The sequence below is a fragment of the Sinorhizobium americanum genome (assembly GCF_001651855.1).
In the GTDB taxonomy this organism is placed as follows: Bacteria; Pseudomonadota; Alphaproteobacteria; order Rhizobiales; family Rhizobiaceae; genus Sinorhizobium; species Sinorhizobium americanum.
In genome coordinates this window covers 99,365-115,404 of the sequence record NZ_LNQC01000044.1, presented here as the reverse complement: position 1 = coordinate 115,404, position 16,040 = coordinate 99,365, and the positions used below count along the sequence as shown (strand labels likewise).

At 63.9% G+C, this 16,040-nt stretch carries 12 protein-coding genes; 10 read left to right on the top strand and 2 right to left on the bottom strand.

Annotated features, from left to right (window positions below):
- The first annotated feature begins 188 nt into the window (after nt 1-188).
- The 9 genes from ATC00_RS07725 (at nt 189) to ATC00_RS07685 (ending at nt 13,600) form a co-directional block, all read left to right on the top strand.
- Nucleotides 189-1,679, top strand: a complete 1,491-nt coding sequence (locus ATC00_RS07725; protein ID WP_064252444.1) for a carnitine 3-dehydrogenase — start codon at nt 189-191, stop codon at nt 1,677-1,679.
- 245 nt (nt 1,680-1,924) lie between these two features.
- The gene (locus ATC00_RS07720; protein WP_037387079.1) at nt 1,925-3,085 is read left to right on the top strand and encodes an acyl-CoA dehydrogenase family protein; all 1,161 of its coding nucleotides are present in this window, start codon (nt 1,925-1,927) and stop codon (nt 3,083-3,085) included.
- A gap of 214 nt (nt 3,086-3,299) precedes the next feature.
- Nucleotides 3,300-5,363 carry an acetate--CoA ligase family protein gene (locus ATC00_RS07715; RefSeq protein WP_064252443.1) on the top strand — a complete coding sequence of 688 codons (2,064 nt, stop codon included), beginning with the start codon at nt 3,300-3,302 and terminating at the stop codon, nt 5,361-5,363.
- 5 nt (nt 5,364-5,368) lie between these two features.
- A complete protein-coding gene (locus ATC00_RS07710) occupies nt 5,369-6,151 on the top strand; it encodes a carnitinyl-CoA dehydratase (RefSeq protein ID WP_037387085.1) in 783 nt (260 codons plus the stop codon).
- Between the two features lie 212 nt (nt 6,152-6,363).
- Nucleotides 6,364-7,953, top strand: a complete 1,590-nt coding sequence (locus ATC00_RS07705; protein ID WP_037387089.1) for an ABC transporter substrate-binding protein — start codon at nt 6,364-6,366, stop codon at nt 7,951-7,953.
- Between the two features lie 2 nt (nt 7,954-7,955).
- Nucleotides 7,956-9,068 carry an ABC transporter permease gene (locus ATC00_RS07700; RefSeq protein WP_064252442.1) on the top strand — a complete coding sequence of 371 codons (1,113 nt, stop codon included), beginning with the start codon at nt 7,956-7,958 and terminating at the stop codon, nt 9,066-9,068.
- Nucleotides 9,065-9,892 (top strand): ABC transporter permease, encoded by an 828-nt coding sequence (locus tag ATC00_RS07695; protein WP_064252441.1) that lies wholly within the window; start codon nt 9,065-9,067, stop codon nt 9,890-9,892. Before ATC00_RS07700 ends, ATC00_RS07695 begins: the two co-directional genes overlap by 4 nt.
- Complete coding sequence (locus tag ATC00_RS07690; RefSeq protein ID WP_064252440.1) at nt 9,885-11,516, top strand: ABC transporter ATP-binding protein; 1,632 nt, start codon at nt 9,885-9,887, stop codon at nt 11,514-11,516. Before ATC00_RS07695 ends, ATC00_RS07690 begins: the two co-directional genes overlap by 8 nt.
- An 86-nt stretch (nt 11,517-11,602) precedes the next feature.
- Entirely contained in the window at nt 11,603-13,600 is a 1,998-nt protein-coding gene (locus ATC00_RS07685; RefSeq protein ID WP_064252439.1) for a CocE/NonD family hydrolase, read from the top strand.
- Nucleotides 13,601-13,648: 48 nt separating this feature from the next.
- On the opposite strand, the gene ATC00_RS07680 is transcribed toward ATC00_RS07685, so the two are convergent.
- Entirely contained in the window at nt 13,649-14,053 is a 405-nt protein-coding gene (locus ATC00_RS07680) for an ACT domain-containing protein (RefSeq protein WP_064252438.1), read from the bottom strand.
- A 3-nt stretch (nt 14,054-14,056) separates the two neighbouring features.
- Nucleotides 14,057-14,980 (bottom strand): alpha/beta hydrolase, encoded by a 924-nt coding sequence (locus ATC00_RS07675; protein ID WP_064252437.1) that lies wholly within the window; start codon nt 14,978-14,980, stop codon nt 14,057-14,059.
- Nucleotides 14,981-15,099: 119 nt separating this feature from the next.
- On the opposite strand from ATC00_RS07675, the gene ATC00_RS07670 reads away from it, so the two are divergent.
- On the top strand, nt 15,100-16,008 hold the full coding sequence (locus ATC00_RS07670) for a LysR family transcriptional regulator (protein WP_064252436.1): 909 nt from the start codon (nt 15,100-15,102) through the stop codon (nt 16,006-16,008).
- Nucleotides 16,009-16,040 lie beyond the last annotated feature (32 nt).

Genomic DNA, 16,040 nt, shown 5'->3' with positions numbered 1-16,040 from the left:
GCAAACGTCGGTTCCCCGAAAGAGGCGTCAGCTTCGGCTGAGATGCCCGCTTCAGGAAAAACCGAAGAGACAGGTGGGCAGTTGGAGAGGGACAGAGAGGATCGGGCGTCGCCCACCCCTCCTCCTTGTGGGGAGGGTGGCCCGAAGGGCCGGGAGGGGTTCCCACGGAACAGTTGGATGGAGAGGACATGACCACCATCACCAAGGCCGCCTGTGTCGGCGGCGGCGTCATCGGCGGGGCCTGGGCGGCGCGTTTCGCGCTCGCCGGCATCGACGTCAACATTTTCGATCGGCATCCGGAAGCCGAGCGCATCATCGGCGAGGTCATGGCCAATGCAGAGCGCGCCTATGGCATGCTGACCATGGCGCCGCTGCCGCCGCGCGGCAAACTCACGTTCTGCAAGAGCATTGAGGAAGCCGTTCACGACGTTGACTGGATTCAGGAAAGCGTGCCCGAACGGCTGCCGCTGAAGCGCGGCGTCATCACCGAGATCGACGCGGCCGCCCGCCCCGACGCGTTGATCGGCTCATCGACCTCGGGCCTGCTGCCGTCCGACCTCCAGGCCGAGATGAAGCATCCCGAGCGCATGTTCGTCGCCCACCCTTATAACCCGGTCTACCTGCTACCACTGGTCGAGCTCGTCGGCGGCAGGAAGACCTCGCCCGAGACGATCAGGCGCGCCGAGGAAGCGGTCGCCGAAATCGGCATGAAGGGCGTCATCATCGCCAAGGAGATCGAGGCCTTCGTCGGCGACCGCCTGCTCGAGGCGCTCTGGCGCGAGGCACTCTGGCTGATCCAGGACGACATCTGCGACACCGAGACGCTCGACGACGTGATGCGCTATTCCTTCGGCATGCGCTGGGCGCAGATGGGCTTATTCGAGACCTATCGCATCGCCGGCGGCGAAGCCGGCATGCGCCACTTCCTCGCCCAGTTCGGCCCCTGCCTCAAATGGCCCTGGACGAAGTTCACCGATGTCGTCGATCTCGACGACGCGCTTGTCGAGAAGATCGGCGCGCAGTCCGACGCCCAGGCCGCCGGCCGCTCGATCCGCGAACTGGAACGCATCCGCGACGAAAACCTCGTCGGCATCATGCAGGCGCTGAAAGCCGGCAATGGCGGTGAAGGCTGGGGCGCTGGCAAGCTGCTTGCCGATTTCGAGAAGCGCCTCTGGGCAAATGGCGGCAATCAGTCGAAGACCTATGACGCCTCCACACCGCTGCGCCTCGTCGAAACCAAGGTCAATGCCGCCTGGGTCGACTATAACGGCCACATGACCGAGCATCGCTATCTGCAGCTCTTCGGCGATACGTCGGATGCGCTGCTGAGGTTGATCGGCGTCGACTTCGCCTATGTCGAGGCCGGCCACAGCTACTACACGGTGGAGACGCATATCCGCCATCTCGGCGAGGCGAAGCTCGGCCAGGCGCTTTATACGACCCTGCAAATTCTCGCCTCCGACGAAAAGCGCATCCACTTCTTCACGCGGATCCACGATTCCGCCTCGGGGGACGTGATCGCCACCGCCGAGCAGATGATGCTGCATGTCGACGCCAAGGCCGGCAGGTCGGTGCCGGCACCGGAGGAGGTGCTGGCGAAGCTCAAGCCGATCGCGGAAGAGCATGCGAGGCTCGAGGTGCCGGGGGGCGCCGGGCGGCATGTGGGGCAGAAGCGGTAAAGGTGATGAGAGCGGACGATTGCCCCTCATCCGCCTGCGGGCACCTTCTTCGCGTTCTGATGGGGAGAAGGGACATGCCGCAACGGCCTGCTTTTTGCTGGCGGAGGAGGCTAGTAGCCAAAGAACCCTCTCCCCGCATGCGGGGAGACGGTTAGGGTGAGGGGCAAAGCCGCACCCGGGAAGCCTGCGGATCGATGGGGAGATCGGCCGGATGACAGGCGGACTAAAAACGACGAGGGAGAACGATGAATTTCGCACTGACCGAAGAACAGCAGATGATCGTCGATACGGTCCGCAGCTTCGTCGAGACCGAGATCTATCCGCATGAGGATGCGGTCGAGCGCACCGGCGTGGTGCCGCGCGAGCTCGGCCAGGAGATCGCCCGCAAATGCAAGGAGCTCGGCTTCTTCGCCTGCAATTTTCCCGAAGAGGTCGGCGGCGCCGGTCTCGATCACCTCACCTTCACGCTCGTCGAGCGCGAGCTCGGCCGCGGCTCGATGGGCCTTACCGTCTTCTTTGGCCGCCCTTCCGGCATCCTCATGGCCTGCAACGAGGAACAGCGCGAGCGCTATCTGTTGCCCGCCGTCCGCGGCGAAAAGTTCGATGCGCTTGCAATGACTGAGCCGGATGCGGGCTCCGATGTGCGCGGCATGAAATGCTTCGCCCGGCAGGACGGCGATGACTGGATCGTCAATGGCACCAAGCACTTCATCAGCCATGCCGACATCGCCGATTTCGTCATCGTCTTCATCGCCACCGGCGAGGAGCAGACGCCGCGCGGGCCGAAGAAGAAGATCACCTGCTTCCTCGTCGACCGCGGGACGCCCGGTTTCGAGATCCGCGACGGCTACAATTCCGTTTCACATCGCGGCTACAAGAACTGCATCCTCACTTTCGACGACTGCCGTCTGCCCTCCTCCCAGATTCTCGGCGAACTCCACAAGGGCTTCGATCTCGCCAATGACTGGCTCTATGCGACCCGGCTGACGGTGGCAGCCACCTCCGTGGGCCGGGCCCGTCGCGCCTTCGACTACGCGCTTTCTTACGCTGCCGAGCGCAAGCAGTTCGGCAAGCCGATCGGCGCCAACCAGGGCGTCTCCTTCAAGCTCGCCGACATGATCACCGAAATCGATGCCGCCGATCTTCTGACGCTCTCGGCCGCCTGGCGGCTCGATCAGGGCCTGCCGTCGAACCGCGAGATCGCCTCGGCCAAGGTCTATGCCACGGAAATGCTCGCCCGCGTCACCGACGAAGCAATCCAGATCTATGGCGGCATGGGGCTGATGGACGACCTGCCGCTCGCCCGCTTCTGGCGCGACGCCCGCGTCGAGCGCATCTGGGACGGCACCTCGGAGATCCAGCGGCACATCATCAGCCGCGATTTGCTGCGGCCGCTGGGGGCTTGAAGATGGCGGTTTTGCTCGGCATGCGTCGTGGAAATACCCCTCCCCAACCCCTCCCCACAAGGAGGAGGGGCTCCCTTGCCACACCCTCCTTCCCTGATCCGAACCCTCACCGCTTGTGGGGACGTCGAGTTGGACGACACGGTGCCGCGACCAAACCCCTCCCCCTTGTTGGGAGGGGTTTGGGAGGGGTTTTTATCTCCGAGGGAGGCTGGCAATGAGCACCCCTCGCCGCCCCCTCGACCGCCTCATCCGCCCGCGCTCCATCGCCGTCTTCGGCGGCAAAGAGGCGCGGCGCGTCATTGAGCAATGCGACAGGATGGGCTTTGCCGGCAAGATCTGGCCGGTCCATCCGCGCGAGGAAGAAATCCTCGGCCGCCGTTGCTACCGCTCGGTGGCCGACCTGCCGGAAGCACCGGATGCCTCCTTCGTCGGCGTCAACCGGGCGCTGACGATCGAGGTCATCCGCGACCTCGCGGCGCGGGGCGCAGGCGGCGCCGTCTGCTACGCCTCCGGCTTCCGCGAGGCGGCCAATGAACTTGCCGACGGCAACGATCTGCAGGAGGCGCTCGTCGCCGCGGCCGGCGACATGCCGATCGTCGGACCCAATTGCTATGGCTTCATCAACATGCTGGACGGCGCGCTGCTCTGGCCGGATCAGCACGGCATGCTCCGCGTCGAGCGCGGCGTCGCGATCCTCACCCAATCCTCTAACATCGCCTGCAATATCTCCATGCAGAAGCGCGGCCTGCCGCTCGCCTATGTGATGACCGCCGGCAACCAGGCGCAGACCGGCCTTTCCGACATCGCCTGCGCCGTGCTCGAGGACCCGCGCGTCACCGCCGTCGGGCTGCATATCGAAGGCTTCGACAGCATCGAGGCCTTGGAAAGGCTCGCACACCGCGCCCGAGAACTCCGCAAACCGGTCGTGACGCTGAAGGTCGGCAAGTCGGAGGCCGCGCAGCTGGCGACGGTTTCCCACACGGCTTCGCTGGCCGGCAACGACCGCGTCTCCTCGGCGCTGCTTGCCCGCCTCGGCATCGGCCGCGTCGATACCCTGCCGGAGCTGCTCGAAACATTGAAGCTCCTGCATCTCCACGGCACCCTCCCCAGCGCCGACATTTCGTCGATGAGCTGCTCCGGCGGCGAAGCGTCGCTGATGGCGGATGCCGGCGTCCGGCGCAAGGTGAACTTCCGAGCCCTCAAGGAGGAGCAGCGCCAACCGCTCAGGGAAAGCCTCGGCGAGATGGTGACGATCGCCAATCCGCTCGACTACCACACCTTCGTCTGGGGCAACCGCGAAAAGCAGACCGCCGCCTTCACCGCCATGATGCAGGGCGGCTACGCGCTGAACCTGGTCGTGCTCGATTTCCCCCGCCTCGACCGCTGCGATGCCGCCGACTGGGTGACGACCTGCGATGCGGTCATCGACTCCGCCAATGCGACAGGCGCCGTTGCCGGCATCGTCGCCAGCCTCGGCGAAAACATGCCGGAAGAAACGGCTCACTCCCTGATGGCGGCCGGCGTTGTTCCATTTTTCGGCATCGACGAGGCCCTCGCCGCGTCCGAAACCGCTGCCGCGATCGGCACCGCCTGGGCAAGTCCGGCGCCACCGCCCCTCATCAAGGCGGCAATAGCCGACGGAGATCCCGAGACATTGACGGAGGCCGAAGCGAAGGCGGAGCTCGCCGCGGCCGGCGTGCCGGTCCCGAACGGCAAGACCGCCCGGACGCCTGATGAAGCGGCTGAAGTCGCCGAAACCCTCGGCTTCCCGGTCGTGCTCAAGGGCATGGGCGTCGCCCACAAGACCGAAGCCGGTGCCGTCAGGCTCAATCTCACCAACCGGGAGGCGGTAGTCGCCGCTGCGGAAGCGATGGCCTCGGTCGCCTCCGGTTACTTGGTGGAGCAAATGATCGCCAAGCCGGTCGCCGAAGTGATCATCGGCGCCATGCGCGATCCGGTGGCCGGTCCGGTGCTGACCATTGGCGCCGGCGGCATTCTCGTGGAACTGCTCGATGATTCCGCCATCGTGACGCTACCCGCCACCGAAGAGATGATCGAAGCAGCGATCGAGGGCCTGAAGGTCAGGAAGCTGCTCGGCGGCTACCGCGGCGGCCCGAAGGGCGATGTCGCGGCGTTGACAAGGACTGTCGCAGCCGCGGCATCCTATGTCGTTGCAAACGCTTCCAAACTCGAAGAACTCGATATCAATCCTATGATGGTATTGCCGGATGGCCATGGAGTTGTCGCCGCCGATGCCTTGATCCGCCGGAGGAAATGACGCCTATGACCGGACCGATCCTCACCCGCCGCGAAGGTGGCATTCTCGAAGTCACGATCGACCGGCCGAAGGCGAACGCCATCGACCTGAAGACCAGCCGGCTGATGGGTGAGATCTTCCGCGATTTTCGCGACGATCCGACGCTCCGGGTCGCGATCGTCACCGGCGCCGGAGAAAAGTTCTTCTGTCCCGGCTGGGACCTGAAGGCGGCGGCGGACGGCGATCCCGTCGACGGCGACTATGGTGTCGGCGGGTTCGGCGGTATGCAGGAACTTCGCGACCTCAACAAGCCGATCATTGCCGCCGTCAACGGCATCTGCTGTGGCGGCGGCTTGGAAATCGCCCTTTCGACCGACCTCATCCTGGCCGCCGAACACGCGACCTTTGCACTGCCTGAGATCCGCTCGGGCACCGTTGCCGACGCAGCCTCGATTAAACTGCCGAAGCGTATCCCCTACCATATCGCCATGGATATGCTCCTGACCGGCCGTTGGCTCGAAGCCGCGGAGGCGCATCGCTGGGGCTTCGTCAACGAGATCCTGCCCGCAGGGCGGCTGATGGAGCGCGCCTGGGAACTTGCGCGCCTTCTCGAGAGCGGCCCGCCGCTCGTCTATGCGGCAATCAAGGAGGTCGTCCGCGAAGCCGAGGGCCGCGATTTCCAGACGACGATGAACAAGATCACCCGTCGCCAGTTCAAGACGGTCGACGTGCTCTATTCGAGCGAGGACCAACTGGAGGGCGCGCGCGCCTTCTCCGAAAAGCGCGATCCCGTCTGGAAAGGGCGATAGCATACCGGCGGAAGGAAATGATGATTTTGGACGTTACAAGCTTCCACCGAGAGGATAGCCTTATGGTTGAAGCCCATAGCGCCCCCAAGTGAGGGAGGACGGAGGAAAAGACATCAAGCGGTACAGTGCCTTGGGCCATCTCACGATGGCGATACGCAGTCTCTACCAACCACAATGAACGGCGAATGCCGGCAACGAAAGGGAACAGGGGAATGAGCGATTACAAGGATTATCTGACACGACAGGTCATGCTGGGCAAAATGAACCGCCGCGAGTTTCTCGGGCGCGCTGCCGCCTTCGGCATTGCCGCATCGACCGCAAGCACGCTGTTTGCTACCAGCGCCGCGGCGCAGGAGCCGAAGCGCGGCGGTCATCTTAAGCTTGGCCTCGAAGGCGCGGCCGCAACCGATTCGAAAGACCCGGCAAAGGCACTCTCGCAATTCCTGTTCGTCGTCGTTCGGACCTGGGGCGACCTGCTCGTGGAGAGCCACCCGACGACCGGCGCGGCAGTACCGGCCCTTGCCGAGTCCTGGGAGCCCTCCGCCGACGCGGCCACTTGGACCTTCACGATCCGCAAGGGCGTCAAATTCCATGATGGCAAGGAACTGACGGTAGAGGACGTCGTCAAGACCCTACAGCGTCACACGGACGACAAGTCGGAGTCGGGCGCCCTTGGCGTGATGAAATCCATCAAGGAAATCAAGGCCGATGGCGGCAAGCTTGTGCTGACCCTGACGGAAGGCAATGCCGACCTGCCGCTGCTGCTTTCGGATTATCACCTCGTCATCCAACCGAACGGCGGCATGGACAACCCCGACGCCATGATCGGCACCGGCCCCTACAAGGTCGCCAGCTTCGAACCGGGCGTGCGCGCCACTTTCGAAAGGAACCAGGACGACTGGCGTACGGACAGAGGTTATGTGGATTCGATCGAACTGATCGCCATGAACGATGCGACTGCACGCATCGCGGCGCTCTCCTCCGGTCAGGTGCATTTCATCAACCGCGTCGATCCGAAGACAGTCAACCTCCTGAAGCGCGCGCCGACCGTCGAAATCCTGAATACGTCCGGCCGCGGCCATTACGTCTTCATCATGCATTGCAACACCGCGCCGTTCGACAACAACGACCTTCGGATGGCGCTGAAGCTGGCGATGGACCGCGAGACGATGGTCCAGCGCATCCTCGGCGGGTACGGCAAGATCGGCAACGACTTCCCGATCAACGACACCTATGCCCTCTTCCCGGAAGGCATCGAGCAGCGTATCTATGATCCGGACAAGGCCGCCTTCCACTACAAGAAGTCCGGCCACAGCGGTGCGGTTCTGCTGCGCACCTCCGACGTCGCATTCCCGGGCGCGGTCGACGCGGCGGTCCTATATCAGGAAAGCGCCAAGAAGGCCGGCATCGAGATCGAGGTCAAGCGTGAGCCAGGCGACGGCTACTGGACCAATGTCTGGAACGCCCAACCGTTCTGCACGTCGTATTGGGGCGGTCGTCCGACTCAGGATCAGATGTATTCGACGGCATATCTGTCGAACGCCGACTGGAACGACACCCGCTTCCAGCGTGAGGACTTCGACAAGCTCTTGCTCGAAGCGCGTTCCGAACTGGACGAAGCCAAGCGCAAGGACATGTACCGCACCCTGGCGATGATGGTGCGGGACGAAGGTGGCGTGATCCTGCCGATGTTCAACGATTTCGTGAACGCATCGACCAAGCAGGTGAAGGGCTATGTCCACGACATCGGCAACGACATGTCGAACGGCTATGTCGCAACCCGGGTTTGGCTGGACGCCTGACGATGGAGAGCGGACCGATCACTGGTCCGGTCCTGACCGATGGGGTCGCGGGTGAAACAGTCCCGCGCTCCGCCGATCTTTCCGGAGTGCCAGCAAAGCCCAACCCCGCCGCCGCCACGGGCGAGATCGGCGGCACCTTCTGGCGGCGTTTCGTCTTACGCCGCCCTCTCGTGGCGCTGATCCTTCAGCGCCTCGGCTTGAGCGTCGGCCTGCTCTTCGCCGTGTCGCTGATGATCTTCGGCGGCATCGAGGCGCTGCCCGGCGATTTCGCCACCACCTATCTCGGCCAGTCGGCAACGCCGCAGGCCGTCGAGAACATCCGCAAGGATCTGGGCCTAGACCGGCCGTGGAGCGAGCGTTATCTGAGCTGGCTCGGCGGCGCCGTCAAGGGCGATTTCGGCACTTCCTGGGCGAGCAAGAACTCGGTGAGCGAGCAGATCGGCAACAGGCTCGGCAACTCGCTCTTCCTCGCCTTCTTCGCAGCTCTCATCTCCGTGCCGCTCGCCGTCGGGCTGGGCATGCTCGCAGTGCAGTTCCGCAATCGACTGCCGGACAAGATCATCAATGTGATATCGCTGGCCGCGATCTCGCTGCCCGAATTCTTCATCGGCTACCTGCTGATCATGTTCTTCGCCGTCCAATTGGGCGTCGCCACATTCCCGGCGACGGTCTATGACAGCATGACCTTAAGCGAGAGGCTCTCGGCAATCGCCCTGCCCGTCGCCACCCTCGTGCTCGTCGTCCTCGCCCATATGATGCGCATGACGCGGGCGGCGATCCTCAACGTCATGTCCTCGGCCTATGTCGAGACCGCCGAGCTCAAGGGTCTCGGCACCTTCCGCATCATCGCGCGCCATGCGGCGCCCAATGCGGTGGCACCAGTCATCAATGTCATCGCGCTGAACCTCGCCTATCTGGTGGTCGGCGTCGTCGTCGTCGAGGTCGTGTTCGTCTATCCCGGCATGGGGCAGTACATGGTGGATGCGGTGACGGTGCGCGACATGCCCGTCGTGCAGGCCTGCGGGCTGATCTTCGCGGCCTTCTACATCTTCCTCAACATGGCGGCCGACATCCTCGCCATTCTCGCCAACCCGAGACTGAGGCACCCGCGATGAATCTCAGATCTATTCCCATCAGCGCCTGGATCGGCATCGCCGGTATCGCGCTGGCAATTGTCTGCGCGCTCTTTGCCCCCTTTCTTGCCCCCTTTGGCGAACGCGACGTCGTCGGCGAGATCTGGATGCCGGCCGGCGGCGATTTCCTACTCGGCACCGACAATCTCGGGCGCGATCTGCTGTCGCGCCTGATCTACGGCGCCCGCACCACCATCTTCGTGGCGCTGGCGGCGACCCTGATTTCCTTCGCGCTCGGCATGATCCTGAGCTTCACGGCGGCCGTCACCGGCGGCTTTGTCGACCAGCTCTTCTCGCGCTTCAACGACCTGATGATGGCGGTCCCGACGCTGATCTTCGCCCTCGTCGTGCTCGCCGTCCTGCCACAGCATCTCTGGATCCTGATCCTGGTGATGGCCGTGCTCGATTCCACCCGCGTTTTCCGCATCGGCCGCGCCGTCGCTCTCGACGTTGCGGTGATGGAGTTCGTCGAGGCGGCAAGGCTTCGCGGCGAGGGCTCGCTGTGGATCATCTTCCGGGAGATCCTGCCGAACACGCTGTCGCCGCTCTTGGCCGAATTCGGCCTGCGCTTCGCCTTCTCGATCCTGTTCCTCTCGACCCTCTCCTTCCTCGGTCTCGGCATTCAGCCGCCGGCCGCCGACTGGGGCGGCATGGTCAAGGACAACAAGGACGGCATCATCTTCGGCATCTCGGCCGCTCTCGTGCCGGGCGCTGCGATCGCGACGCTTGCCATCTGCGTCAACCTTGTCGTCGATTGGCTGATGAAGCGCACCTCAAGCCTGAAAGGAGGGCGCGGCGATGCCTGATCTGCTTTCCGTCAAGAATCTAAAGATCGAGGCGACAAGCTATCCGCCGGGCGAGCCGCCGAAAGTGGTGACGCTCGTCGAGGGCGTCTCCTTCAATCTCGAAAAGGGCAAGGTGCTGGGCCTCATCGGAGAGTCCGGCGCCGGCAAATCGACGATCGGCCTGTCGGCGCTTGCCTATGGCCGCGGCGGCGTGCGGATCACCGGCGGCGAGGTGCTGCTCAACGGCCGCGACATCCTGAAGCTCGACCGCGGCGGCATCAATTCGGTCCGCGGCTGTCACGTCTGCTATGTCGCGCAGTCCGCCGCGGCGGCGTTCAACCCGGCGCACAAGCTAGGCGACCAGGTGATCGAAGCATCGCTCCGCCACGGCATCATGTCAAAAGAGGACGCGAAGAAGCGCGCCCTCTATCTCTTCCGGGTGCTGGGACTTCCCAACCCGGAAAGTTTTGGCGAGCGCTATCCGCACCAGGTCTCGGGCGGACAATTGCAGCGCGCCATGACCGCCATGGCCCTCTGCCCCAATCCGGAACTGATTGTCTTCGACGAGCCAACGACCGCCCTCGACGTGACCACCCAGATCGACGTGCTCGCGGCGATCAAGCACGCGATCGAGGAGACGCATACGGCGGCGCTCTACATCACACACGATCTCGCGGTGGTCGCCCAGATCTCCGACGACATCATGGTCCTTCGCCACGGCAAGACCGTCGAATACGGCACGACCAAGCAGGTGATCGAGGCGCCGAAGGAGGACTATACAAGAGCACTCGTCAGTGTCCGGCAGACGAAGCGCGACGAAGCGTCGGATCAATCCGGTACTCTTCTCAAGATCGACCATGTCCATGCCGCTTACGGCAACGGCTTCAAGGTGCTGCACGACGTCTCGATGCACCTGTCGAAGGGCCAGACGCTGGCGATCGTCGGCGAATCCGGCTCCGGCAAGTCCACCCTCGCCCGCGTCATCACCGGGCTGTTGCCGCCGACCGAGGGGCGCATCACCTTCGACGGTAAGGAACTGCCGAAGGCGCTCAAGGGCCGCACGAACGAGGAACTGCGCCGCATCCAGATGATCTACCAGATGGCGGACACGGCCATGAATCCGCGCCAGACGGTGCGCGACATCGTCGGCCGGCCGCTCTCCTTCTATTTCGGCATGCACGGTGGGAAGAAGACCGAGCGCGTCGGGGAACTGCTCGATCAGATCGAGATGGGCTCACGCTTCCTCGATCGCTACCCGGCCGAACTCTCCGGTGGCCAGAAGCAACGCGTCGCGATTGCCCGGGCGCTCGCCGCCAGGCCGGAGCTCATCCTCTGCGACGAACCGACCTCGGCGCTCGACCCGCTGGTCGCCGAAGGCATCCTGAATCTGCTTATGAAGCTTCAGGAGGAAACCGCTGTTTCCTATGTGTTTATCACCCACGACATCGCCATCGTCCGGGCGATCGCCGACAGCGTCGCCGTGATGCATCGCGGACGGCTGGTGCGGTTCGGTCCGAAGTCGAAGGTGCTGTCACCGCCCTTCGACGACTACACCGACCTCCTCCTGAAGTCGGTGCCGGAAATGGAAATCGGCTGGCTCGAACGGGTGCTGAAGACCAGGCGCATGGAGAGTGCGGGGAATTGACCCGGAGAGCGGGGCGCCTCCGTCCCGCACACTCACTCCGATCCGCTGTAGATCGCTCACGCGCAGAAAATCGGGAGAATATAAACGTGTCCGATCGCAACTTCACCGTCATCGAAAACGAATGGATCACCCTCAAGGACGGGACCCGGCTGGCGGCGCGCATCTGGATGCCGGAGGGAACCGAGCAGAATCCGGTCCCGGCGGTGCTCGAATACCTGCCCTATCGCAAGCGCGACGGCACCTGCGCCCGCGACGAATCCACCTATCCGGTCTTTGCCGCGGCCGGCATTGCCGGCGTTCGCGTCGACATCCGCGGCTGCGGCGAATCCGAAGGGGTGATCGACGGCGAATATACGCCGCGCGAACTCTCCGACGGCTGCGAGATCATCGAATGGATCGCCGCGCAGCCCTGGTCGAACGGCAAGATCGGGATGATGGGCATCTCCTGGGGCGGCTTCAACTGCCTACAGGTGGCGGCCCTGGAACCGCCAGCGCTCAAGGCCGTCATCTCGATCGCCTCGACCGTCGACCGCTACAATGACGACATCCATTACAAGAACGGCTGCCATCTTTCGGCGCAACTCTCCTGGGCGGCCACCATGCTCGCCTACCAGTCGCGCTCGCCCGATCCTGAACTCGTCGGCGAGCGCTGGAAGGAAATGTGGCTGGAGCGGCTGGAAAACGAACCCTTTTTCTTGGAGGAATGGCTTGAGCACCAGCGCCGCGACGACTTCTGGCGGCACGGCTCGATCTCGGAGGATTTCGAAGGCTTCCCGGTACCCGCGCTCGTGATCGCCGGCTGGGCCGACGGCTACCGCAATACACCGATCAAGGCGATCGAGGGACTCGGCGAAATGGCCAAGGCGTTGATTGGGCCCTGGGTTCACAAATACCCGCATTTCGCCTGGCCGAAGCCGCGGGCGGATTTCCACAGCGAGGCGATCCGCTGGTGGAACCGCTGGCTGCGCGACGAAAAGAACGGTGCAGAAAAGCTGCCGCAGATGCGCGCCTATATTCTCGACGGCCCGAAGCCGGCCCTGAAGCGCAACGAAGATCCGGGCCGCTGGATTGCCAAGGACGTCTGGAACACCCCCGACGCGCGCAGCTTCACGGTTTCGAGCGATGGCAGACTCGTGACCGGGGCCGCTGCCAAGAAGGGGGTCGGCGACATCTATCTTCGCTCGCCGCTCGATACCGGCACCGCCGCCGGCGAATATTTCACGTTGAAACCGGATGCCGAGATGGCCGGTGACCAGCGTATCGACGATGCGGGTTCCCTCACTTTCGACAGCCATCCCCTGCTCGAGGCGGAGGACTATCTCGGAGAGCCGGCCCTCACTTTGGAGGTTGCCTGCAGCGCCGACACGGCCAATCTCGTCGCCCGTCTCGTCGACATCCATCCGGACGGCACGGCAACCCGCGTCGCCTTCGGCGTCCTCAACCTGGCGCACCGCAACGGCAACGCAAAGCCGATGCCGATGCAGAAGAACCACAAGACACGCATCACGCTGGTGCTCGATGCCTGCGGCTATCGCTTTCGCGCCGGTCACAAAATCCGCCTGTCGCTCTCGACATCCTACTGGCCGATGATCCTGCCGGCGCCGACCGATCCGGGCCTGACGATCGACAGCGGAAGCCTCTCGCTGTCGCTGCCGCTCCTCGGCGACCACCGCGAGATCGTCGTGCCGCAGCCGGCAAATCCCGACCCGCTGCCCACCTATGTCGAGCATTCTCCGGCGCAAACCCGCCGTAGCGTCGAGCGCGACATGACCAAGGGTCTGACGCATTATCGGATCTACGAAGACACCGGCCTCGTCGAACATCCCGATACCGGCAACGCCACGCGGGACATCCGCGACGAGGTTTGGTCGATCGCCCCCAATGATCCGCATTCGATGACGGGCGTCTCGACCTGGACCTGCATCGCCAGGCGCGGCGAGCAATCGCTGAAGACCGTTTCAACCTCCCGGCTCGGCTGCACCGAAACCGAGTGGATTACGTCTGCCAGAATTGAGGCCTTCGAGGGTGAGGAGAAGGTTTTCGAGAAGACTTTCGAAAAGCGCATCAGGCGCGATCTCATGTAAATCAAGGGACCAGACGGAGCGCTCCGTTATCAGATCAATGCCTTCAGCTCAGCCATTGCCACGGCTCAATTCCCGCAATGCCCCCAAGGCCCGCTCCGCATCCGGAGCCGGCACGAAGATATGATCGTGATAAAAGGCCGCGACGACATTGGCGCTGATGCCAACGCGCGTCAGCGCTGCCGAGACGGCGGCAGTCAGGCCGACGGCTTGGAGCGCCGAATGAACACTGAGCGTGATGAGCCGCAAGACGGGTCCGTAGGACAGCCCGGCAGCGTCCGCGCTTGAGCGTTCGAGAATCAGCGTTAAGGCCTCCGCTTCGCGGAAGGTGCCGATCGGTGCAAGCGATAGCCACGATCCCGCATCGCCCTCGACCGCGCAATAGACATATTCGGCCTCACGCAACACCGGCTTCATCCCCGCCAGCAGACGCTGAAGGTCGGTCGCTCCAATCATCGCTCAATCGCTCCCGACCAGCCGCGCCACGCCATCGATGAGACGGCGGAATCCTTCTCCTGCACCGGAGCTCATATGCCGTGCCCTCAGCCAGGCATGGATCATTTGCGGCTCCTCGCGGAAGGTGACATCCACGCCCGCCTCGGCAAGCCGGGCAGCATAGGCGCGCGCATCGTCGCGCAACGGGTCGAAATGCGCCGCGGTGATATAGGCCGGCGGCAATCCGGAAAAGTCACGGGCTTTCAAGGGGTGAGCGAAAGCGTCGTCACTCGGCGCCTTCAGCACCTCTCGATAATAGGCGACATCGGCGGTCGAAAGTCCGGGGGCCCCGGCCATCTCGGCATAGGAGCCGCTGACGAGATCGCCACCGAGACCCGGATAGATCAAGACCTGGCCGACAATGCCGGAAAGTCCCTCGGCCTTCGCCTTGAGCACGACGCCGGCCGCCAGGTTGCCGCCGGCACTGTCGCCGACTACGACCAGTGGGCGTCCGTCGGCTAGAAGCGACCGGAGCACTGCACAGCAATCGTCGAAAGCCGCGGGCCAGGCGTGCTCGGGCGCCAGCCGGTAGTCGACCGACACCAGTTCCGCTCGCGTGCCGTGCGCCAGCTCGGCACAGATCGCGTCATGACTTTGAAGCGAGCCGACGACGAAGCCGCCGCCGTGAATGTAGAAGATACGCGTTTCGGTCGTGACTACGGCCGGGCGATAATGCCGGACAGGGATACGCCCTTCCACGCGTTCGTCGCACTGTGTCAGCCTCTCGGGTGACTCGGCGTCGAACTCCGCACAAAGAGCATCATACCATTGTCGCTGCTGCTCGATCGAAGCACCGACGGCGTCGGCCGGATAAAACGCCTCGCAGCGCTCGTGAAAGGCGAGAATGCCGGGCTCCGTCGGCATCGGTGTTGGTTGTCTCGAATCCATCCTGCGCTCCCTCGAGCCCCCTTAGCACCGTCCTGCCGCCACGCACGACCAGATGCGCCAAATCATGGCGCTGCATCGGCCGGCTTGCCATCCGCTTGTTGCCCGGTGTTAATTCGCTCATGGCATTCACACTCCGGCAATTGCAATATTTCGTCGCTGTCGCCGAGCAGGGTACCGTCACCCGCGCGGCGCAGAACCTGTCGATCTCGCAGTCCTCGATCACCGAAGCGATCAAGGAATTAGAGACCGATCTCGGCGTCGAGCTTTTCGACCGCCATCCACGTGGCCTTTCGATCACCCATAACGGCCACCAGTTCCTTCGCCATGCGACAAAAATCCTCGCCGATGTTTCCGATGCGCGGCGCAGCTTCTCCGATAGCCGCGAGGAGCGCGGCGGCAGGCTCAGTCTCGGCGTCACCTCACTGGTCGCCGGCTATGTGCTCTCCGACCTGCTTGCCCGCTATCGCCGCGCCTGCCCGGGCGTCGAGGTGAGCGCCATCGAGGACAACGGCTCCTATCTCGAACATCTGCTGGTCGGCGGCGAGCTCGATGTCGCCGTGATGGTTATCTCCAATCTGCGTGACCGGATGGCGCTGCAGGCGGAAATCCTCGAAACGTCGCCCTATCGGCTCTGGCTACCGATCGGACATCCGCTCGTAAGCGCCGATATCATCTCGGTCGAGGATATCGCCAGGCAGCCTTTGATCATGCTGACGGTCGACGAAATCGAGGAAAACACCGGCAAGCTGCTGACGGCACTCGGTGCCCGTCCGCATGTCGCCTTCCGCACCCGTTCGGTCGAGGCGGTCCGAAGCCTGGTCGCGACGGGCGCCGGCATCGCCCTTCTGCCCGACCTCGTCTATCGCCCCTGGTCGCTCGAAGGCGACCGGATCGAGAGCCGCGATGTGTCGGGCGCCTTGCCGGTCGTGCAGGTCGGCATGGTGTGGCGCAAAGGTTCGAGCCTGCCGCAATCGGCGCGCGATTTCGTCGGCATCGCCGAGGCGCTGCGCAGCGCCCGTCCCCGGTGAGTTGATATCGGTAAAACCGATAGCGCCATTCT

Bases quoted from the DNA above. Each gene is read 5' to 3' on its own strand.
- ATC00_RS07695 (WP_064252441.1), top strand. From the start codon at position 9,065: ATGAATCTCAGATCTATTCCCATCAGCGCCTGGATCGGCATCGCCGGT.
- ATC00_RS07725 (WP_064252444.1), top strand. From the start codon at position 189: ATGACCACCATCACCAAGGCCGCCTGTGTCGGCGGCGGCGTCATCGGC.
- ATC00_RS07690 (WP_064252440.1), top strand. From the start codon at position 9,885: ATGCCTGATCTGCTTTCCGTCAAGAATCTAAAGATCGAGGCGACAAGC.
- ATC00_RS07720 (WP_037387079.1), top strand. From the start codon at position 1,925: ATGAATTTCGCACTGACCGAAGAACAGCAGATGATCGTCGATACGGTC.
- ATC00_RS07710 (WP_037387085.1), top strand. From the start codon at position 5,369: ATGACCGGACCGATCCTCACCCGCCGCGAAGGTGGCATTCTCGAAGTC.
- ATC00_RS07715 (WP_064252443.1), top strand. From the start codon at position 3,300: ATGAGCACCCCTCGCCGCCCCCTCGACCGCCTCATCCGCCCGCGCTCC.
- ATC00_RS07680 (WP_064252438.1), bottom strand. From the start codon at position 14,053: ATGATTGGAGCGACCGACCTTCAGCGTCTGCTGGCGGGGATGAAGCCG.
- ATC00_RS07670 (WP_064252436.1), top strand. From the start codon at position 15,100: ATGGCATTCACACTCCGGCAATTGCAATATTTCGTCGCTGTCGCCGAG.
- ATC00_RS07700 (WP_064252442.1), top strand. From the start codon at position 7,956: ATGGAGAGCGGACCGATCACTGGTCCGGTCCTGACCGATGGGGTCGCG.
- ATC00_RS07705 (WP_037387089.1), top strand. From the start codon at position 6,364: ATGAGCGATTACAAGGATTATCTGACACGACAGGTCATGCTGGGCAAA.
- ATC00_RS07675 (WP_064252437.1), bottom strand. From the start codon at position 14,980: ATGGATTCGAGACAACCAACACCGATGCCGACGGAGCCCGGCATTCTC.